Origin of the sequence: Vandammella animalimorsus (assembly GCF_002285285.1) — a bacterium.
In the GTDB taxonomy this organism is placed as follows: Bacteria; Pseudomonadota; Gammaproteobacteria; order Burkholderiales; family Burkholderiaceae_C; genus Lampropedia; species Lampropedia animalimorsus.
The window spans coordinates 96,621-117,416 of sequence record NZ_NSJF01000007.1 but is presented as its reverse complement, the minus strand read 5'-3'; the positions used below and the strand labels follow the sequence as shown (position 1 = coordinate 117,416).

At 61.5% G+C, this 20,796-nt stretch carries 20 protein-coding genes and 1 pseudogene; 15 read left to right on the top strand and 6 right to left on the bottom strand.

The genetic code is table 11. The features are described from left to right. The 9 genes and pseudogenes from CK620_RS12565 to ybaK all read left to right on the top strand — a co-directional run. Positions 1-329: pseudogene (locus CK620_RS12565) on the top strand (4-hydroxy-2-oxovalerate aldolase); the annotation flags it as partial. 20 nt (positions 330-349) lie between these two features. Beyond that, positions 350-1,126, top strand: coding sequence for a 2-keto-4-pentenoate hydratase (locus CK620_RS12560; protein ID WP_095550584.1), 777 nt, complete (start codon positions 350-352; stop codon positions 1,124-1,126). Next, positions 1,123-1,557 carry a RidA family protein gene (locus CK620_RS12555; protein WP_095550583.1) on the top strand — a complete coding sequence of 145 codons (435 nt, stop codon included), beginning with the start codon at positions 1,123-1,125 and terminating at the stop codon, positions 1,555-1,557. The genes CK620_RS12560 and CK620_RS12555 overlap by 4 nt, the downstream gene beginning before the upstream one ends. Before the next feature lie 24 nt (positions 1,558-1,581). Beyond that, positions 1,582-2,163, top strand: coding sequence for a 3-hydroxyanthranilate 3,4-dioxygenase (locus CK620_RS12550; protein WP_095550582.1), 582 nt, complete (start codon positions 1,582-1,584; stop codon positions 2,161-2,163). Positions 2,164-2,255: 92 nt separating this feature from the next. Further along, the gene (locus CK620_RS12545; RefSeq protein ID WP_095550581.1) at positions 2,256-3,284 is read left to right on the top strand and encodes an amidohydrolase family protein; all 1,029 of its coding nucleotides are present in this window, start codon (positions 2,256-2,258) and stop codon (positions 3,282-3,284) included. Between the two features lie 209 nt (positions 3,285-3,493). Then, on the top strand, positions 3,494-4,474 hold the full coding sequence (locus CK620_RS12540) for a TRAP transporter substrate-binding protein (RefSeq protein WP_095550580.1): 981 nt from the start codon (positions 3,494-3,496) through the stop codon (positions 4,472-4,474). Between the two features lie 84 nt (positions 4,475-4,558). Beyond that, positions 4,559-5,167 (top strand): TRAP transporter small permease, encoded by a 609-nt coding sequence (locus CK620_RS12535; RefSeq protein WP_095550579.1) that lies wholly within the window; start codon positions 4,559-4,561, stop codon positions 5,165-5,167. After that, entirely contained in the window at positions 5,164-6,429 is a 1,266-nt protein-coding gene (locus CK620_RS12530; protein ID WP_095550578.1) for a TRAP transporter large permease, read from the top strand. Before CK620_RS12535 ends, CK620_RS12530 begins: the two co-directional genes overlap by 4 nt. 108 nt (positions 6,430-6,537) lie before the next feature. Beyond that, positions 6,538-7,011, top strand: a complete 474-nt coding sequence (ybaK, locus tag CK620_RS12525; protein ID WP_095550577.1) for a Cys-tRNA(Pro) deacylase — start codon at positions 6,538-6,540, stop codon at positions 7,009-7,011. Positions 7,012-7,104: 93 nt separating this feature from the next. Here ybaK and CK620_RS12520 read toward each other — a convergent pair whose 3' ends face one another. Next, entirely contained in the window at positions 7,105-7,611 is a 507-nt protein-coding gene (locus CK620_RS12520; RefSeq protein WP_095550576.1) for a disulfide bond formation protein B, read from the bottom strand. A 369-nt stretch (positions 7,612-7,980) separates the two neighbouring features. On the opposite strand from CK620_RS12520, the gene rlmD reads away from it, so the two are divergent. Both rlmD and orn read left to right on the top strand, forming a co-directional pair. Continuing rightward, on the top strand, positions 7,981-9,510 hold the full coding sequence (gene rlmD, locus CK620_RS12515; RefSeq protein ID WP_095550594.1) for a 23S rRNA (uracil(1939)-C(5))-methyltransferase RlmD: 1,530 nt from the start codon (positions 7,981-7,983) through the stop codon (positions 9,508-9,510). Between the two features lie 168 nt (positions 9,511-9,678). Next, positions 9,679-10,227: an oligoribonuclease gene (orn, locus tag CK620_RS12510; protein ID WP_238945884.1), complete on the top strand. Its 549-nt coding sequence runs from the start codon at positions 9,679-9,681 to the stop codon at positions 10,225-10,227. Here the strand turns inward: orn and CK620_RS12505 are convergent. The 3 genes from CK620_RS12505 to CK620_RS12495 are packed head-to-tail and all read right to left on the bottom strand — an operon-like array spanning position 10,214 to position 12,654. After that, a complete protein-coding gene (locus CK620_RS12505) occupies positions 10,214-10,630 on the bottom strand; it encodes a group III truncated hemoglobin (RefSeq protein WP_095550592.1) in 417 nt (138 codons plus the stop codon). The genes orn and CK620_RS12505 overlap by 14 nt on opposite strands. A gap of 18 nt (positions 10,631-10,648) precedes the next feature. Next, positions 10,649-12,214, bottom strand: coding sequence for a diflavin oxidoreductase (locus CK620_RS12500; RefSeq protein WP_095550575.1), 1,566 nt, complete (start codon positions 12,212-12,214; stop codon positions 10,649-10,651). 14 nt (positions 12,215-12,228) lie between these two features. Further along, entirely contained in the window at positions 12,229-12,654 is a 426-nt protein-coding gene (locus CK620_RS12495) for a PAS domain-containing protein (protein WP_095543106.1), read from the bottom strand. Positions 12,655-12,931: 277 nt separating this feature from the next. Between CK620_RS12495 and CK620_RS12490 the strand changes: the two genes are divergently transcribed. The 4 genes from CK620_RS12490 (at position 12,932) to tfpB (ending at position 17,497) form a co-directional block, all read left to right on the top strand. Further along, positions 12,932-13,528, top strand: coding sequence for an RrF2 family transcriptional regulator (locus CK620_RS12490; RefSeq protein ID WP_095550574.1), 597 nt, complete (start codon positions 12,932-12,934; stop codon positions 13,526-13,528). Then, complete coding sequence (locus CK620_RS12485) at positions 13,525-14,907, top strand: DUF2254 domain-containing protein (protein WP_095550573.1); 1,383 nt, start codon at positions 13,525-13,527, stop codon at positions 14,905-14,907. Before CK620_RS12490 ends, CK620_RS12485 begins: the two co-directional genes overlap by 4 nt. A 74-nt stretch (positions 14,908-14,981) precedes the next feature. Beyond that, on the top strand, positions 14,982-15,614 hold the full coding sequence (gene pth, locus CK620_RS12480; protein WP_095550572.1) for an aminoacyl-tRNA hydrolase: 633 nt from the start codon (positions 14,982-14,984) through the stop codon (positions 15,612-15,614). Between the two features lie 50 nt (positions 15,615-15,664). Next, the gene (gene tfpB, locus CK620_RS12475; protein ID WP_095550571.1) at positions 15,665-17,497 is read left to right on the top strand and encodes a type IV pilus assembly ATPase TfpB; all 1,833 of its coding nucleotides are present in this window, start codon (positions 15,665-15,667) and stop codon (positions 17,495-17,497) included. A gap of 342 nt (positions 17,498-17,839) precedes the next feature. Here tfpB and CK620_RS12470 read toward each other — a convergent pair whose 3' ends face one another. Continuing rightward, positions 17,840-18,787, bottom strand: a complete 948-nt coding sequence (locus CK620_RS12470; RefSeq protein WP_095550570.1) for a peptidylprolyl isomerase — start codon at positions 18,785-18,787, stop codon at positions 17,840-17,842. A gap of 268 nt (positions 18,788-19,055) precedes the next feature. Next, positions 19,056-20,606 carry a hypothetical protein gene (locus CK620_RS12465; RefSeq protein WP_095550569.1) on the bottom strand — a complete coding sequence of 517 codons (1,551 nt, stop codon included), beginning with the start codon at positions 20,604-20,606 and terminating at the stop codon, positions 19,056-19,058. Positions 20,607-20,796 lie beyond the last annotated feature (190 nt).

The window sequence follows — 20,796 nt, the reverse complement described above, 5'->3', positions numbered from 1 at the left end:
TCGATCGCATGGGCCTGAACCATGGCTGTGACGTGCGCGGCCTCATTGATGCCGCCGAGGATCTGGTGCGCCCGCTGCAACGCCGCCCAGTGCGGGTGGACCGCGAAACTCTGGCCCTGGGATATGCCGGCGTGTATTCCAGCTTTCTGCTGCACAGCGAGGCCGCCGCCAAAAAATACGGCCTCAACGCCTTTGACATCCTGGTCGAGCTGGGCCGCCGCGGCATGGTCGGCGGACAGGAGGACATGATTGTCGATGTGGCACTGGATATCCTCAAACGCCAGCCAGCCGAGGCCGAAGAGTCGCACCCCGACACGGGTGCCCCATAAAAAAACCAGGAGTGGATCGCATGAACACCAGCATTGCCCACTATGCCCGACAGCTTGATGATGCAGCCGTCTGCGCTCAGGCCATCGCGCAATTTCCTTCGGGATCCTTTGATCTGGAACAGGCCTATGTCATCCAGCGCACGGCCATTCAACGCCGAGTCAATCGCGGTGACAGCATTTGCGGCATTAAGCTGGGCTTCACTAGCCGCGCCAAGATGCTGCAAATGGGCGTGCACGATCTAATTTGGGGCTGGCTGACCTGTAGCATGCTCAAAGAAGAAAGCTCAAGCATCGATTTGAACCAATACATCCACCCGCGTGTCGAGCCCGAAGTGTGTTTCCTGACCAAGCGCACCATTGACCGCCCCATGAATGCCCTTCAGGCGCTGGACTGTATTGAAGCCGTGGCGCCAGCGCTGGAGATCATCGATTCTCGCTATCGGGACTTCCACTTCACATTGGAAGACGTGGTAGCCGACAACTGCTCCTCGGCTGGCGTTGTCGTTGGCAGCTTTTCACGCAATTTCGATGCGCTGAGCAATGCCGGAGTGCATATGGCTTTCGATGGTCGCTATGTACAAACAGGTTCGACGGCCGCCATTCTAGGCCATCCGTTGCGCGCATTCGTGCAAGCCTCTCGCCTGTTGGCCGCCAGTGGTCTGCACCTGCCTGCGGGTTCGCTGATCATGGCCGGTGCAGCCACCGCCGCCCAAGCATTGCCACCCGAGACCCACGTGCGCTGCGACATCTACGGCCTGGGCCGGGTGGAGTTCTTCACTGCCACTGAAACGCCATGAACTCCACTACACACCGAACCGAATCGATCGTCATCGCTGGCAAAGCCGTGCCTCGTGGACGATTTCCGCACTACAAGCGCGCCGGTGATTTCCTCTTCATTTCGGGCACCAGTTCGCGTCGCCCCGACAACAGTTTCGAAGGCGCAGAAGCCGACGCCATGGGCGTAACTCGATTGGACATCCGCGTGCAAACGCGCGCCGTGCTCCGCAACATCGCCGCCGTCCTGGAACATGCCGGCGCCAACCTGCAGGACTTGGTCGATGCCCAGGTTTTCCTGGTGAACATGAACGACTTTGGCGGCTTCAACGAAGTCTGGGCAGAGTTTTTTGATGCCCAGGGGCCCACTCGAACCACAGTAGCAGTGCACCAGCTGCCTCATCCACATCTGCTCATTGAAATTCGCGCCACTGCCTACAAGCCCCGACCCTAACCCCCTGTTGCAAGGAGAGTGTCTATGCTGAGCCTCAAATATGGCCATCCGCTGAACTTCAACCAATGGCTGCACGACAACCAACACTTGCTACGTCCACCAGTCAACAACCAGCAGATCTGGAAAGATGCGGATTTCATGATCACCGTTGTCGGTGGCCCCAACCAGCGCACCGACTTCCACGACGATCCAGTTGAGGAATATTTCTATCAATTCAAAGGCAATGCCTCATTGCTGGTCTGGGACCGCGGGCAGTACGAACGCATCCCACTACATGAAGGTGACATGTTTCTGATGGCTCCCCATGTCATCCACTCGCCCCAACGTCCCGAAGAGGGTAGCCTGTGTTTGGTGATCGAGCGCCAGCGCCCTCTGGGCCAGCACGACGCCCTGCAATGGAGTTGCGCACGCTGCGGCCATCTGATCTGGCGAGCCGAAATGCAGCTCGAAAGCATCGTCAAGGACCTGCCTCCCGTGTATGAGAAGTTCTACGCCCAGAGCGAAAGCGCGCGCCTTTGCAGCCAATGCGGTGAACAGCACCCAGGCAAAGACTACCGCCGCTGGCATGCCAGCTTGGAGCAGGCATTCGCTCACTTGCGGCAGTAAGCAGCGAACACACCCTACCACAAGGAAACCCCGCAACTGCCGTGCTGCGCTACGGCTCGGGCAAAGCCCGGACAGGTTTCCAGGAGTCCGCCATGATTGACATGCACTCGCACTTCTTCCCTCTCATCTCACGTGCTCAGGCTCGGCTGATTGATGCCGAGCAAGCTGCCTGGCTTCAGGTCGATGGCAATGGCCAGACTGGGCAGATCATGGTCGGCGACAAGCCATTCCGGCCTGTATACCAGGCGCTATGGGATGCCGACTACCGTGTCCAGGAGCTCGACGCGCAAGGTATCGCCATGCAAGTGACCTGTGCTACGCCCGTGCTGTTCGGCTATTCCTGGGAAGCAGCCAAGGCCGCCGACTGGGCCGCGCAAATGAACGAGGCTGCGCTGGCTTTTGCCGCTCGCCACCCACAGCGCCTGAAAGTGCTCTCGCAGGTGCCATTGCAAGACTTGCAGCGCGCCTGCGCTGAAGCTTCGCGCGCCCAGAAACTGGGCTGCGTCGGCGTGCAAATCGGCAACCATGTCGGGGACAAGGATCTTGATCACCCCGATATCGTGGATTTTTTGACCCATTGTGCACACGAGGACATCCCCGTCTTCGTACACCCTTGGGACATGATGGGCGGCCCTCGCCGTATGCGACAGTGGATGCTGCCCTGGCTGGTGGCCATGCCCGCCGAAACCCAGCTGGGCATGCTGTCGTTGATCCTCTCGGGAGCGCTCGAGCGCATCCCTCAGCGCCTGAAGATCTGCTTTGCCCACGGTGGTGGCAGTTTCGCCTTCACGCTGGGCCGAGCCGACAACGCATGGAAACACCGCGACATCGTGCGCAAGGACTGTCCACGCCCGCCATCCGAATATGTACATCGCTTCCATACCGATGCCGCCGTATTCGACCACGCAGCATTACAGCTATTGGTCGACGTCATGGGTCCAGAGCGAGTGATGCTGGGCTCGGACTATCCCTTCCCACTAGGCGAGCAGCCAATAGGTTGGCTGATTCAAAGCGCCCCAGACCTGGATGCAAATAACCGGCAGATGTTGCTTGAAGATAACGCGCGGCGCTTCTTCCGCCTGGAGCCGACCAGTACCCACGCTTCACGCTGCGCTGCGTGAGGCTGCGCAGGATCACCTTAACAGGCTGCTGAAATACTGCCGACGCCGGACGAAAAACATCCGACATGACACCCTCATCGCCCCTTCGCCAACCATAAATCAATGACTTGCGATAGCTTGAGGCGGCAAGTCTGGAGATTTCCTGCCTGTCAATTCAGTATTTCAGCAGCCTGTTAAAGCCACAACACTACAACCCAAGGAGACATGCCATGAAAAAACTTTCATTGCTGCGACTGGTCGCCAGTCTGCTGGGCAGCGCCCTGATCGCCACAACCACACAAGCCAAAGACTTTCGCCTCGGCCTACTGACTCCTCCGCAGCACATCTGGAGCCAAGCCGCCAGCGCCTTCGCGGCCGATTTCGAGCAACACAGCCAGGGGCGGCACAAAGTAGCGCTATTTCCCGCAGCACAGTTGGGCAACGAGGCACAAATGCTGCAACAACTGCAAACCGGCGCACTGGATATGGCCTTTCTCACCAACGCCGAACTAAGCAACCGTGCGCCAGAGCTCGGTGCACTCTACGCCCCTTATCTGGTTCAGAGCGTCGAGCAGGCCGGCCAGTTGCTAACTTCGCCAGAAGTGCAACAGTTGTTGGATCAATTGCCCGCACGCGCCGGCGTCGTTGGTCTTGCCTTCGGCACCGGCGGCCTGCGCCAGATCCTCAGCCGCACCCCCGTGCACAGCGCCTCCGACTTGAAAGGCCGCAAACTGCGTGTCACACCTATTGAGGCTCTACGCGACTTCTACAGTCATCTGGGAGCCGCACCCACCCCCATTCCACTCTCAGGCGTTTTCGATGCACTGGCCAACGGCCAGGTCGATGCGGTCGACATGGACCTGGAGTTAATCTGGGGACTGAAGTTCTATGAAAAGGCCGACACCATCTTGCTGTCCAAACACATGATGTGGCCCGTAGTCGGCGTGGTGTCCGCACGCGTCTGGCGAGAGCTCAGCCCCGAGGACCGCCAGGCCTTGCAAACGCTCATGCGCAAACATCTGGCGCAGACTTTCACCGCCTACATCGCCAAGGAAAGGGAATGGGAACAGGCTGCGCGGGGCAGTGGCAAGCGCATCGTCGAGGTCGGGCCGGAATTTTTTGCCGCAGCCATCGAGGCCTGGGAAGCCAAGTGGCGCCAGAAGGCCCCTGCCTTGCCTGCGCTGCGCCAGCTTGCCAAGAGCCTGCAGTAAAAAATCTTGCCAGCGCCACCGCCAGGACAACCGCGCCAGCGCGATCCACCTTGCGGCCTCTCAACACACTGTCTCGCACTTACCATGCTGCAAACCTGCTCGAACTGGCTCAGCCGCCAGGAAAGCCGCGCGGCCGGCCTGCTGGCCTCATTGATCGCGCTGTTGATCGTGTTCAACGTCTGCACGCGCGCCATGGATCGCGCGGTCTATTGGGTCGATGAGGCAGCCATCATACTGATGGTATGGATGCTGTTTCTGGCCATGGCCGTGTTGCTCAAGCAGCGCCAAGCCGTGGCCGTGACCGTGCTGGTCGATACCCTGCCCAAGCGCCTGCGCTGCGCCATCGGCGTTTTCATTGACTGGATAGTGCTGCTGTTCGCCATGCTACTGCTGGTGTTCTGCTGGCGCTGGTACCAGCCGCTGGAGTTGCTGTGCCATGGCCTGGACTTCGACGCCTTCAGCGCACACACGATGAACTTCATCTATCAAGAACGCGCCAACACTCTGCCCATGCCAAAGTTCTGGGCCTGGCTGATCGTGCCCTACTTCGCCTGCTCGACCCTGTTGCACACACTGGCACATATTCTGAGCGACCCAACTGGCCGCCACATGCACCCAATCTTGCAACAGCAACCGACGGTGGAGCCCCGCGACACGGCAGCACATCACCTGCGAGGAGGAAAGCACCCATGACGCTGCTGGTCTTTCTCGTTTTGCTGCTCCTGCAGGTACCCATTGGCGTCGTGCTGTGCCTGACGGCCATGTTCTACGCCTGGCACTCGGGCAATGCCGTGTTGTTCGAATCATTCGGGCAGCAGCTGTTCGGCTCGGCCGAATCCTATGGACTGCTGGCCGTGCCCTTATTCATTCTGGCCGGCGAGCTGATGAACGAAGGCGGGTTGACCTTGCGCCTGATTCGCTGCGCCCATGTGTTCGTCGGCGGTTTTCGGGGCGGGTTGGCCTACATCAATCTGCTGGCCAATACCCTGATGGCCGCAGTCATGGGATCGGCTGTGGCGCAAATTGCCGTAATGTCGCGCGCCATGGTGCCGCAAATGGAGCGCGAGGGCTACGATAAGTCCTTCGCCACCGCCATCACCGCTGCCTCGGGCCTGATGGGCGCCATCGTGCCACCCTCAATGATGTTCGTGGTCTATGGCGTGCTGGCGCAGCTCTCCATTGGCGACATGTTCATGGCCGGCCTGCTGCCCGGGCTGATCATGGGTCTGTCCTTTTGCATCATCGTGGCCGGGGCTGGCCTGATACTGCCTTATCCCAAGGGCCAATGGCTGCCACTGGCCCAGGCCATGCGCGCCATCCTCGGCGCCCTGCCCGCACTGACCGTGCCCGCCATCATCGTCGGCAGCATCCTCACCGGCCTGGCCACGCCCACCGAATCAGCCGGCCTGGCCTCGGTCACAGCCCTGCTGGTTGGCCGCTTCATTCATCAAGAGCTGGCATTCTCACAATTGATGGCCGTGCTCAAACGCACCGCCCACAGCGCCGGCCTGGTGCTGTTTCTGGTCGCCGCCGCTGGCGTCTTTGGCTGGACGATCACCTTTGAGCAAATCCCCCAGCTGGTGGCACAGTGGATCTCAGCCAGTACGGACAGCCCTTTCGTGTTCCTGCTGATGGTCATGGCACTGCTGCTGGCCATTGGCATGGTGCTCGATGGCATCGCCGCATTGATTCTGATCGTGCCCATCCTGCTGCCCATCGCCACACAGCAATTCGGCATCCACCCGTTGCACTTCGGCGTCGTCATCTGCATCAACTTAGTCTTGGGCCTGCTCACGCCTCCTGTGGGCACTGGCCTATTCGTTGCTGCAGCCATGACCGGCGAGCCCCCTCAGCGATTGTTTCGTGCCCTGCTGCCATTCCTGCTGGCTGTCTGCCTGTTGCTGGTGTGGCTGTGTTATGACGCATGGGCCATCAAGGCCCTACTACCGGCTTGATGGCAAAGTGCTCGGCTTGGCCATGCAAGCAATGCTGGGCCGTGTGCACCCGGCAAGCCCAAAAAATACCGGCATACTGCAACTCCCAATTTTGAACCGAGCAATCGCATGACACCCGCCATCGAACTGCTCAAGGCGCACGGCGTGGCGCACCAGGTGCTGAGTTACACGCACGACAGCAAAGCGCCGTCCTACGGGTTGGAAGCAGTTGAAAAGCTCGGCCTGGCGCCGCAGCAGGTGTTCAAAACCTTGCTGGCCCAGACCGAGGCTGGCGAGTTGTTGGTGGCCGTCGTGCCTGTGGCAGCCCAGCTGGATTTGAAAGCCCTGGCCTTGGCCGCTGGCTGCAAGAAGTGCGAGATGGCGCAGCCGCAGGCGGCGCAGCGCGCCACAGGCTATTTGGTGGGCGGCATCAGCCCGCTGGGGCAGAAAAAGGCGCACCGCAGCTTCATTGACGCAGCGGCGCAGGCCTTGGATTGCCTCTACGTCAGCGCCGGGCGGCGCGGGCTGGAGATTGCCCTGGCGCCGCAGGATTTGGCCCGTCTGTGCCAGGCGCGCTTTGCCGCGCTGGCGCGCTCGGCGTGATGCCCGGTTGACGACGTTGACGGCGGCGCTGCATCCGCTCAGGCAACGCCAGGACGCCCGATGCCGCGATGGCGCCTGTTGTGGCACCAGGCATCAACGTGCCCGCAAACGCCAGGCCGCCCACAGCAGCGCGATGCAGAATGCGGCAAAGGTCAGAAAAGACCAGTTGGCGATGGACAGCCCCAGCAGCGACCAATCCACCGCCGTGCAATCGCCCGAGCCCCGAAACAGCATCGGGATGGCTTTGCTGATCGGATAGTTCTCAACGATTCCATAAAAATCACGGCCGCAGGTGACGGTCTCGGGCGGATACCACTGCATCCAGCTTTGGCGCGCCGCAACGAAAGCGCCAAAACCGCTGATCAACAAGGCTGCGCCGCCCCACAGCCAAAGCCACCAGCGCCGCCCCCACAGACTGCCCAGCAATGCCGCCATCAGCACGCCCGTCAGCGCATAGCGTTGCACGATGCACATCGGGCAGGGCTCCAGCCCCACGTGGTGCTGCAGGTAAAGCGCAAAACCCAGCAAACCGGCACAGGCCAGGGCCATCACAGCCAGCAGGCGCCGTGGCGCTGCCAGCAAAAAACTCAAGGCATTCACGAATTCATCCTTTCTTCTTCATGGAGATACGCTGCCGGTGCGGCATCGCCAGCATGCGCGTATTGTCTGCCGTCTTGGCGAGTGCTTTGCCAAGGAAGGCTCTCACGCATCCGCTGTTCAAGCGGCCGCTGCGGGACAGCCGGGATACAGGGCAGCGAGCGTCACACAATGGCCGCCAGCCACCGCAAAGGCCAACGATGCAGCAAACCATCCGATCCAGGGAATGGATGCGGCGCGAGGGTTTTGAGTGCGGGCTTTCCCAGAGTTCCCTCCGCCGGTCAGCGCTCAATGAATACAATGCCCGCCCCGCGCTGCCATGCCAGCGGCCATCCGTCCCACAAAAAACACCCAGGCCAAGCCTGCCGCCCCATGCCCGACGACACGACATCACAACCCGCAGCCCTGCCCCCTCATGCCCTGTGCATCGATGCGCTGGACATGGACGCGCAAGGCGTAGCGCACCGCGACGATGGCAAGGTGGTGTTCGTCGAAGGGGCTCTGACCGGCGAAATCGTCACCGCCACCACCGTGCGCCGCAAAAACCAATGGGAAAAAGCCACGCTCGATGCCGTGCTGCGCGAATCCTCCCAGCGCACCACGCCGCGCTGCCCGCACTTTGGCCTGCACCAGGGCGCCTGCGGCGGCTGCAAGATGCAGCACCTGAGCCCGGCCGCGCAGCTGGCCGTCAAGCAGCGCGTGCTGGAGGACAACCTCTGGCACCTGGGCAAGGTGCGCGCCGAGCGCATTCTGCGCCCTATTCAGGGGCCGGACTGGGGCTACCGCTGGCGGGCGCGCCTGTCGGTGCGCTACGTGCAGAAAAAAGGCGTGGTGCTGGTGGGCTTTCACGAGCGCAAAAGCCGCTACATCGCCGACATGCAGGTCTGCCCCATCCTGCCGCCTCAGGTCGATGCGCTGCTGATGCCGCTGCGCGCGCTGATCGACAGCCTGGATGCGCGCGAGAGCTGCCCGCAGATTGAAGTGGCCTGCGGCGATGCCGTCACCGCGCTGGTGCTGCGCCACCTGCAGCCCCTGAGCGAGACCGACCAGCAACGCCTGCGCGACTTCGCCGCCCAGCACCCGCCGCTGCAATGGTGGCTGCAACCCAAGGGCCCCGATACGGTGCACCGGCTCGATGCCGACGATGGCAGCGCGCCTCTGGCCTATGCCCTGCCGGAGTTCGGCATCCGCATGCCGTTTCGGCCCACGGACTTCACCCAGGTCAACCCGCACATCAACCGCGTGCTGGTGGCCCGGGCACTGCAACTGCTGGGCGTGCAAAGACACGAGCGCGTGATCGACTGGTTCTGCGGCTTGGGCAACTTCAGCCTGCCGCTGGCCACCCAGGCCGCTCAGGTGCTGGGCATCGAGGGCAGCGACGCGCTGGTGGCGCGCGCCAGCGCCAACTGGCAGGCCAACCAGGCGCAGCGCGCTGCGCAAGGCCTGCGCCCGCTGGCACCCACACACTTCGTGGGGCGCAACCTGTTCCAGATGACGCCTGCGCTGCTGCAGGCCGATGGCGCGGCGCAAAAATGGCTGGTCGATCCGCCGCGCGAAGGCGCGTTTGCGCTGGCCAAGGCGCTGGCCGACATCCACCAACGCCGCCACCAACAGCACCACCAGGGCGCCAGCGCGGCGGGCGCCGAAGCGGCCAACGCCACCATTGCGGGCGATGAGCTGCCACCCGAAACCAGCAGCGCCGACTGGCAGGACGACGCCCAATGGCAGCCGCCACAGCGCATCGTCTATGTCAGCTGCAACCCAGCCACGCTGGCGCGCGATGCTGGTTTGCTGGTGCACCAGGCCGGCTACCGCTGCACCGCAGCGGGCGTGGTCAACATGTTCCCGCACACGGCCCATGTGGAAAGTATCGCCGTGTTCGATGCACTGCCGACGTGCTGAGCATCAGCGCCTTTGTCCGCATCAGCGCCCCCCAGGCCCTTGCGCTCGCGCCCAACGGCGTCACCATGCCCCACAATGCCCTCCATGAATACCCGCCAGCCCCCTGCTCCTACCCCGGCCCCATCAGCCACCCCCTGCGCCACGGCCACCGACTCCACAACAGCGCCCATGCTCGCCAAAAGTGACGACAACCTGATCTGGCTGGACTGTGAGATGAGCGGCCTGAACCCGGAAACCGACCGCCTGTTGGAAATTGCCGTGATCGTCACCGGCCCGCAGCTGCAGCCGCGCATCGAAGGACCTGTGCTGGTCATCCACCAAAGCGATGACGTGCTCAATGGCATGGACGCCTGGAACAAGGGCACGCACGGGCGCAGCGGTCTGACGGACAAAGTGCGCGCATCCACCATCGACGAGGCCCAGGCCGAGGCGCAGCTGCTGCAGTTCCTTCGCCGCTATGTGGCCAAGGGCAAATCGCCCATGTGCGGCAACACCATCGGGCAGGATCGGCGTTTTCTCGTCAAATACATGCCCAAGCTGGAGGCCTTCTTCCACTACCGCAATGTCGATGTCAGCACCCTCAAGGAATTGACCCGACGCTGGCAACCGGGCATTGCCAACCAGTTCAAGAAAGCGCAAAAGCACACGGCCCTGGCCGATGTGCACGAATCCATCGACGAGCTGCAGTTCTACCGCGAGCAGGTCATGAAGATTTGAACGCCTTCACCGCAGGCAGGGCCGCAGAGCGCAGATCGCCGCTGGCCTGATAGCCCATCCACAGGCTTTGCGCAATGCGCCGCGCCGCTGCCAGGGCCTGCTCGGCCAAGCGCTCGTTGGGCTGCTCGTCCAGGGTTTGCGCAAACAGCTCCAGCCAGTGCCTGAACAGTTCCTGCGTCAAGCCCGGCAGGGCGGCGTGCTTGGGCATGGGAGCCCCGGAAAAGCGCCCGCTGCGCAACAGGATGCTGGACCAAAAGTCCATCAGCTTGGACAGATGCTCGTCCCAATCGTCGATGTGCGCCTCAAAGATCGGCCCGAGCCGCGCATCCTGGCGCACGCGCGCGTAAAAGCGCTGCACCAGCGCAGTGATTTCCTCTTCAGTGCAAATCGGTTCTGCGCACATGGTCATGGCCGGGCTTGCTCAATACAGCTCCAGGTGCACCCGCCCCTCGCGCCCCAGACGCTGCCAAGGGGTTTCATCGGGGTCCGCCGCGCCTTGCTGCGTATCGGCCAGCAACGCATCGAAAGCGGCCCCGATGGCGCGCTCCAGGTGCTGCTTGTTGCCGCAGACGTACACGTGCGCGCCCTGCGCAATCCAATCGCGCAATGTGACGGCGTGCTCCTGCAAGGCGTGCTGCACGTAGTATTTTTCCGCCCCATCGCGTGAAAAAGCCGTCACCAGCTTATGCAGCACGCCTTCGGCCTGCAGGCTCTCAAGTTCCTCGCGGTAGAGGAAGTCCTGCGCCTGGCGCTTTTCGCCAAAGAACAGGCAAGTCTGGCGCGGTTGACCACTGGCCTGCAGCTCGCGCAGCAAGCCCATCAGCGGCGCAATGCCGGTGCCGGTGCCGATCAGAATCAGCGGCGCTGCGGCATCACCGGCCAGGTGAAAGCCGGGGTTGGCGCGGCAATAAACCTGTACTGGGCCACCCTGCGTCAGCAGCCAGTGCGTGGCCATGCCCTCGCGCTGGCGGCCCTGGCGCTCATAACGGACGTGGCGGATACACAGGTCGATGTGCCCGGCCTGGCCGTGCGAGGCGATGGAGTACGCCCTGGGCAGGCGCGGCGACAGCAGCTGCGCCAGCTCCGCCAGCGGCACCTTCTCGGGCGTGCAAAAGTCCTGCAGCACATCGAGCACATCGGCGCCCCAGAGGTATTGCTCCAGCTGCTGGCGCTGGCTGAACTTGAGCAAGCCTTTGAGCGCATCGCTGCCGCCCAGGCGAGCCAGCTCGCGCAGCACGCCCTTGCTGATTTGGCGCAGCTCCTTGTCGCGCAGCAGCTCGGCGGCCTCGGGCGCGCCGTACCACTGGGCCAGTTGCGCCAGCAGTTGTGGATCGTTTTGCGCCAGCACGTGCAAGGTATCGCCGGCACGCCAGCGCATGCCGCTGCCCTCGCAGGCCAGGCGGATGTGGTAGGCGCCGGGCTCGGCATCCGGCCCGGCATGGTTGAGCTGGCGGCGCTCCAGGATGGCCGCGGCATAAGCATCGTTCTCGCCATAAGCAATCACGCGCAGCGACAATGCCAGGCCGGCCTGGGCGTCGCCCTGCAGCACTTGCTCAAGCACCGACTGCCAGCGCGCGAAGAAGTCTGCATAGCCGATGTCGGCATCCACGCGGTTGATGATGGCCTGCGCGCCGCGCTCTTGCAGCAGCGCATCGAGCTGCTTGGTAAAGCCACAGAAATTCGGATAGGCCGTATCGCCCAGGCCGAAGATGGCATAGCGCAGCTGTGCCAGCGCGCCGCTTTGGCGCAACTGCGCCAGAAAGCCCTCGGCATTGCCCGGTGGCTCGCCGTCGCCAAACGAGCTGGAGATGATCAACAGCAGAGCCTCGTCGCCCCAAGAGGCTTGCAGGTCCACGGCGTTGAGCGGCATGACCTGGGGCTGCAGGGCCGCCACGCAGGGCGCGGCGGCCAGCCCTTCGGCCAAGGCCTTGGCGTTGCCCGACTCAGAGCCATAGGCAATCACCACACGTTGGGCAATGGCATGCATGCAAGGGCTCGCTATTACTTGGCGTAGTACTCGTCGAATTGCTCTTTGGAGAATTCCACAGCCTCGAAGTTGTCCATCAAATCATTGATGACGCGGCGAATGCTGATGTAGGCGTTGATATTGCCCTGTGCATCGCGCAGCGGCTGCACTGTGGTGTCCACCACATACACGCCACCGCCCTTGCCCACGTTGGGGATGATGCCCGTCCAGATGTTGCCGGCCTTGATGGTGTCCCACATTTCCTTGTAGGTCTCCTTGGGCACGGCCGGGTGGCGCACGATGCTGTGCGGCTGGCCCAGCAGCTCTTCGCGGGCATAGCCGGTGAGCTTGCAGAACAAATCGTTGGCATAGGTGATGTTGCCCTGCAGATCGGTCGTGGAGATCACGGCCACGTTTTCCAGTGCGGCCAGCAGTTGTGCGGAATCCAGGGTGTTGCTCATGGTGCTTTCCTCTTTCAGAGTGGTTGAAAACATCTAACCGCAGCCGCATGCGCTGGCCCGCTCTGCCCACGCCACCGGGGCCGCAGGCTGCGCAGCACATGCCTGCCGCAGTCAAAAGGTGCATTCTATATGCACCTTTTGACTGCGGCGGCCAATCTGACCCGCTGCCGCGCGCGATGCGCCCGGCCTGCTCGTATGATTCGCATCTGGCTGAGACGCCAACTGGGCCCAGGCCTCAGGTTCAAGAACCTGCTCCAAGGGCGCTGGAGCGCACACGATGAGACTGACACTCAAGACCGACTATGCATTGCGCACGCTGCTGTTTCTTGGGCAGCAGCAGTCGCTTGTGTCCATCGCGCAAATCGCCCAAGCCCATGCCATCTCGGAGCACCACCTCATCAAAGTTGTTCATGCACTGGGGCGCCTGGGTTTCGTCGACACGCTGCGCGGCAAAGGCGGGGGCATTCGGCTTGCGCCGGCCGCATTGCAGGCCACGGTCGGCCAGATCGTGCGCGCCATGGAGGACGACTTGAACCTGGTGGCCTGCTTCGGGCCGCAAAGCGAAGACAATCGCTGCTTGCTCACTGGCAGCTGCCGACTGCAAGGCGTTTTGCATTCGGCCTTGCAGGCATTCATGGCTGAGCTTGACGGCCACACCTTGGCCGATTTGCTCGGGGCTGCCGTGCCTGCCAAAGCCAACAGCACGCAGCCCATATCGATCAACAGGCTTCGGCCCGCTGCGCCAGTGGCCGCTGGCGACCATGCTCGCCAGCAAGGCAAGCCAATTGGCCCCGCACCAACACCCGCGCCGTCAAGGCGACAGCTCCAAAAATCGGACACTGGGCAAGCGCCCAATGGAGAACACACACCATGACCAGATGGCTTTGGTCTCTCAAACGCATCATGCGCGGCATGTGGTTTCGCACCACGTTGTTTTCGCTGCTGGGCATCGTCACGGCGCTGTTTGCCGCCTGGTTCCAGCACTGGATCCCCAAGGAGTGGACCGGCGTGCTGGGCGAAGGCGCGGTGGACAGCATCCTGCAAATCATGGCCGCCAGCATGCTGGCCGTGACCACCTTCTCGTTGAACATCCTGGTTTCGGCTTATGCCTCGGCCAGCAGCGCCGCCACGCCGCGCGCGACCGAGCTGCTCATCAACGACACAGCCGCCAACAATGCGCTCTCGACCTTTCTGGGCGCCTTTTTGTTCAGCATCGTGGGCATCATCACGCTGAGAACAGGCCTGTACCGCGAGGAAGGTCGGGTGCTGTTGTTCCTGGTCACCATCGGCATGATCGTGCTCATCGTCGCGACCTTGCTGCATTGGATCAACTACCTCTCCACCCTCGGGCGCATGGGTCACACCATCGCCCGGCTGGAAGAAATAGCCTGCGACGAAGTGCGCAGCTATCTGCGCGACCCATACCGCGGCGGCACGCCCTGGCAGCGGCGGGCCGATCCCCTGCCCACCAGCGCCATTGCCCTGCACGCGCCCAAAGCCGGCCATGTGCAATGGATCGACGTAGCCATGCTGCAAGAGCTGCTGCTCGATTACACCAAGCAAAGCAGCGCCCCAATTGAGCACGCCGGGCAGCCCAAGACTGCCGCTGCGCAGATTTATGTGATGGTGTTGCCAGGGCAATTTGTCGCCCCCGGCTCCACACCGCTGTGCAGCGTCGTCGGCCTGCCCGTGCTGGAAGATGAACAAGCTGAGCAAGCCACGCAGGATTTTCTGGCCCGGCTGCGCGATGCCTTCACCATCGCGCCCAGCCGCACCTTCGACAGCGACCCGCGCTTTGGTCTGGTGGCGATGGCGGAGGTGGCCTCCAAAGCCTTGTCGGCCGCCGTCAACGACTGCGGCACCGCCATCGACGTTATCAACCGCAGCCTGCGCATCTTCGAACTGTGGGCGCAGCTGGAAACCCCGGCCCAGCCTGCCACAGCCCCATCCAGCCCAACAGGCGAGCACGAGGTGCGCTACCCCAACGTCAAAGTCCCCGCCGTTGCCCTGGAAGACGTGTTCGATGACTTCTTCCCCTCTGTAGGGCGTGATGGCGCCGCACAACGCGAGGTAGGCATCCGCCTGCAGAAAATGCTCATCAGCCTCTATGCCTTCGGCGGCCCTGAAATGCAGGCCCTGGCCCGCAGCCACGCCCAGCAGGCGTTGCAGCGTAACCTGGCTGCCATGGACTTCCCGCCCGACCGCGAAGCCGTCGAGGCTGTGCATCGCCAGGCCTGGCCTGCGAGCCAATGAGCGGCGCAGTTGGCTTCTGCGCTCGCCAGCGCCCAGCCCGGGCGCGGCCGCAAACACACGGATAATCTGCTGCCATGACGTTGAAACTTTTGGTCGGCCTGGGCAACCCCGGGCCAGAGTACGACGCTACGCGCCACAACGCAGGCTTCTGGTGGATTGATGCGCTGGCACGCCAGCGCGGTGCCATGCTGGTGCCCGAAAAAGGCTTTTTCGGCAACGCCGCCAAACTTCGCATTGGCGCCCAGCAGGTGTGGCTGCTCCAGCCCATGACCTTTATGAACCGCTCCGGCCAGGCTGTTGCCGCTCTGGCCAGGTTCTACAAAATCGCACCGCAAGAAATCCTCGTCGTACACGATGAGCTGGATTTGCTGCCCGGCCAGGCAAAGCTCAAACGCGGCGGCAGCCATGCCGGCCACAATGGCCTCAAGGACATCCAGGCTCAATTGGGCAGCCCGGACTTTTGGCGTCTGCGCTTAGGGATCGGCCACCCAGGCGTCAAATCCGAGGTAGTGCATTGGGTGCTGCGCAAGCCGCCGGCTGCCGAGCGCGACGCCATCGAGGCCGCATCCGAACGCGCGCTGCAGGCAGTGGATGAACTGGTTGCCGGCCAAACGGAGCAAGCCATGCGGCGCATCCATGGCAGCAAGCCCGATGCCCCCGCAGCGCGTAAGCCCGCCGCCGCAGCCATACAACCTGACGACGGCTGAGCCCACAAACCAGACGACAACAACAACCATTACCCATCCGGAGTGAGGCCATGGTCAACCATGCAGACCCTAGAGACAACGCCCCGACCGAGCCACCCGCCAGGCCGCAAAAAACCTTCTTTGGCCCGCTGGACTGGCTGCACGTGGTGCAGTGGCTGCACCATGATGGCGTGATCGCCCCTGAGGAAGCACAGCGCACCATCGCACGGTTTTCGCGGGCGGAAAGCCAGCAAAACCCATTGGTGCGGCTCTCGGCCATTGGCCTCAAGCGCGCTGAAGGCGGCGGCACGCTGGATCTGGACGATCTCAGCGAATTCATCGCGCGGCGCGCCGGCATCGAGTTTCTGCGCATCGACCCGCTCAAGGCCGACGTGGGGCGCATCTCCGAAATCATGAGCGCCGCCTATGCCAGCCGTTATGGCGTGCTGCCTATCAAGGTGTTGCCTGACACCACTGTCATCGCCACCTGCGAGCCTTACGTCACCGATTGGGTGCGGGAGATCGAGCGCCAGACCCGGCGGCAGGTGCGCTTGGTCATGGTCAACCCGCTGGATCTCAAGCGCTACATCGGCGAGTTCTATGCCCTGGCCAGCTCCGTCAGCTCGGCCCAGAAAAGCGGCAGCAACACCAGCAGCCTGGCCAGCTTCGAGCAATTGGTGGAGCTGGGAAAGGCCAATCGCCAGCTCGATGCCAACGACCAAGGGGTGGTGCGCGTGGTCGAATGGCTGTGGCAGTACGCCTTCGATCAGCGCGCCAGCGACATCCATCTGGAGCCGCGCCGCGACCAGGGCGCCATTCGCTTTCGCATCGATGGCGTACTGCACACCGTCTACCAGATGCCCATCGGGGTGTTGAATGCCATGATTGCCCGCGTCAAGCTGCTGGGGCGGCTGGACGTGGTGGAGCGGCGCAGGCCGCAGGACGGGCGCATCAAAACACGCAACCCGCGCGGCGAAGAAGTGGAAATGCGCCTCTCGACGCTGCCCACAGCCTTCGGGGAAAAGATGGTCATGCGCATCTTCGACCCCGACAACGCCATCAAGAACCTGGCCGATCTGGGCTTTTCCCGCCACGATGCCCAGCGCTGGGAAGAGCTGGTGCAAAAGCCCCACGGCATCATTTTGGTCACTGGCCCAACCGGCTCAGGCAAAACCACGACGCTGTACTCCACGCTCAAGCGCGTGGCTACCGAAGAGGTCAACGTCAGCACTGTGGAAGACCCCATCGAAATGATCGAGCCGGCCTTCAACCAGACCCAGGTGCAACCGCACATCGACTTCAGCTTTGCCGAAGGTCTGCGAGCACTGATGCGCCAGGACCCGGACATCATCATGGTGGGCGAAATCCGCGATCTGGAAACCGCCGAAATGGCCATCCAGGCGGCGTTGACCGGGCACTTGGTCTTCTCCACGCTGCACACCAACGACGCGCCATCGGCCATCACCCGCCTGATGGAGCTGGGCGTACCGGCCTACCTCATCAACGCCACGCTGCTGGGCGTGCTGGCCCAGCGCCTGGTGCGCACGTTGTGCAAGCACTGCAAACAACCCGACGAAAATTTCGACCCAGCCTTGCTGGACGATGCCGTCAAGCCCTGGAAAATCAATCTGGGCGAGAACAAAATCACCCCCTACCGCCCCGTAGGGTGTACCGAATGCCGCATGAGCGGCTACCGCGGCCGGATGGGGCTGTATGAGCTGCTCAGCGTCAACGACAGCGTGCGCGAGCAAATCCACGCCCAGCTCAAGTTGCCCACCCTACGGCGCGAAGCCGTGGCCGCAGGCATGCGCCCGCTGCGCCTGGGCGGGGCCCAGCGCGTCAGCGATGGCACTACCACGCTGGACGAAATCCTGCTCGCCACCCCGGCCCCGCAACAGGGTTGAAGAAGGGCTGAAAAAGCCGCTGTAGCCCTCATTGCGAGGACTGCAGCGGCCTGTTTTAGAGCGTGTTCTGCTCGAACGCTGACAAATCCAAGACCTGAGCCGCTGACTGCATCGCAATCTCGCAGGTAGCTCTCGTCATGCCCGCGAAGGCGGGCATCCAGCGCCACCCTTGCGCACGAGAGGGGGATTGGCCAACGGCAGCGCCGTCTGTCAGCGTCGCGGCTGGGCACCAGCCTGCGCGGGTGTGACCAGAGAAGGCAGCACTTGCAGGAAATGTCTTCATGAGAAATCGAAACCGCTCTAGTGCAACGTTCTACGGGCCGGCGGCACAGCCACTGGCAATCAGTATTTTTTGCGTGCCTCGTCTGCCAGCTTTTTGTGTTTTGCAGCGAAAGCCTCCAGCGCCTTTTCATCCACCTTAATTTGCGCCACGGATTTTTCCACCTGATCGTCGCGCAAACCGTCCATTGCTGCCTTGCGCCCTTGCTCCATCAGGACTTCGCGCACCTCATCGAATGACAATTTGCCTGCCTCGCGCCGATCGTCCAGCCGAACGATGTGCCAACCATAACGGGTCTTGAACGGCTCGCTGTATTGGCCATTTTTCTGCAAGGCCTTCAGCGCACCTTGAAACTCCAGCACCATTTTGGTGGGGTCAAAATAACCCAGCGAACCATACAGCGGAGCAGTTTGCGCATCCTCCGAATGCTTGAAGGCCAGCTCGCCAAAATCCCCCCCTTCCTGCAACTGCCTGTAAACAGCCCGGATGCGCTGCTCAGCCTCATCACTGCCGCTGAAAATCAAGATGTGACTGGCCTTGGTTTCTGCTGGCACCATGAAGCGTTGCGGGTTGGACTTGTACTCTGCCTCGGCATATTTGAGCAGCTCCTCCTTTGATGGGGCATGTTTTTGTTCCAACTGCTCCAGCATCAGCTCCATCAGCACGCGCTGCTGGGCCAGCTTTAGCCTGGTTTGCGCTTCCGGCGTCTTGTCCAGGCCGGCGCTTTTTGCTTGTTCTGCCAGTACAGCGCGCACAAACAAAGCCTTGGCCGTCACATCCACTTTTTGCGCGTCGGACAAGGCATGGTGACGGGACGCCAGGTCAACCGCTTTGGCGTCTGCATCGATATCCCAATCCGTCACCTGCACCAAGGGGTCGCCCCCTTGCACGATGATTTGCTGTGCATCTGCATCAACAGCCAGAGACATCCAACCGGCCAGCGCCAACAATGCCGCCACCGGCCAATTGCGGTTTTTTACGGTCCCAAGGGGGCCACAACGTCGATTCATTTCCAATGATTTCCTCTAAGAAAATTCCTGTTCCAGTTTCCAGCCATGCCACTGACAGCGCAGCATATTAGGGGGTAAAACTGTACGCAGCACCAGCCTGTGCACAGCACCAGCACAAACACAGCACACACCCAACAGCTGCCAGAGCAATGACAGCATGCCAAAAAAAAGCAGGCGTTTCCGCCTGCTTTTTTACTTGCCTACACATCAAGCCATGCAAGATATTGCAGCGCTTGATGGAGCGGCGGCTTTACCGCCTAGACCTTCATTACTTGCTGAAGGAGTGTGGCCATGTGAAGCCCAGTGCCTTGCCACCGGCCTGCAGTGCTGCAAAGCCAATGACGGGCAGACCCTTCTTGCCGGAGCCGCTCCTGTTGACCAGGTTGATCTTGCCCCAGCCTGCATCGATAGGCTGCGACAGGAACTTGGGATTAACTCGGTTGGCAGCAATTGCAGCGCCCAGCACAGACTCCTCCACCGGGACATTGAAAGTGAGCACACTCACTTCACCATCGAGCTTGAAGCCGCCATGCGGCGAAGGCACAGCATTCAGAGTACGCTCGTTGTCATCGTAGAAATCGGCGTCGATATCCACATGCACCTGCGGAGCGCCATTATGCTTTACCACTGCAGCGTTTTTGGGGGTGAAGTAATCGCTGGCCGCTTTATCACCCGGCGTCTTGTCATTAAAGACCGCAGCACCGGAGGCATAGTCAACTGCCACACCGTAGCGACGTGTTGGCAGAGACAGCACCCAGTCAGTACGGAATTTCACATCCGACACAGTCACGAATTCATTCATCACTTCGCTGGCTGCCAGCGCCTCAGACAGCGCATTGGCCTGGTTGATAGGATCAGCATCATCACCAGTCGCGTTGCTCAGATAAGGCGTCGACAGATCCGGGTAGTCATAGTTCTTGTCGGCCAGCTTACCGCTACGGAACAAGGGGTCGGCCGTACCAAGCTTATCCCAAGTATCATGTGCCACGCTGGTACTTTGCGGAGCAACCGTCAAATTACCAAGCGCCATAAAATCATCATCATCGACCGCAGCAATCGCCATCATGTTGCCGGTCACTGTCGAATCGGTCACTACTTCAGTAATGGCCCAATGACCGGTAATACCAGCCGTCGGGAAGTTAAAGCCACGACCAAGAACTTCGGCCTTGCTCGTCATTACCGCCATGGAGTTTGCAATCAGCGTAGGATTGCACTCCACATTGCCTGTAACGGAATTGTGCTTGATGGTATTGTACAACGCACCTTTAGCCCCATCCCCCGGCTCAATATCAGCCACCGTCAGGAACTCGACATAACCCTCGAAAGTCTCAGACTTCGATTTCTTGTCATAGACGCGCGCCGTACTGAAAGCACCAAGAGGATCGTTCTCATCAATCAGCACCGAGCGAGCAGGCAGCGTGCAGCTGGTGTCTGGAATATCCAGACGAACCTCGTCCTTTGCATTCTTCCAGACACGGGCGCGCCATACGTCACCAGGCGACAGGAAGACGTAGAAATCGAACACATCGTCCGAGTTGCGCGCGCCACGGAAGCGCACTTTCACAGCCTTGCCGTTCTTGGTATCGGTGTTGATGATGTTCATCAAGGTATTGCGCGTACCCTGAACAGTGTAATAAGGCTGCACCAAGATGTGGCCAACAGCACCCGCATTGATGCTCAGCTTTGTAGACAGCTTCTTGTCAGTGTTATTAATATCAGCCTGCTCAGCCTTGATGTAAGGCGTAGGAGCAGCACTTGCAGCGCCCGCAAAGCCGGCCAGGGCAGCAGCCACACTCAACGCAAAAACGGTTTTTTTCATGAGGGTTAACTCCAAAAATGAAGAGGGTTTGAAAGCGTTACGACCAAGTCTCGATCACGCTGGGAAATCCTAGCATGAAGACTTGCCGTCGAAATGGCTCCACAGACTGAATTCCTATGTTTTTGCAAAAAAACAACGGAACGCAACCGCGCGCAAGTAACCAATGCCATTCTGCGCGGCAGTCTAGTGG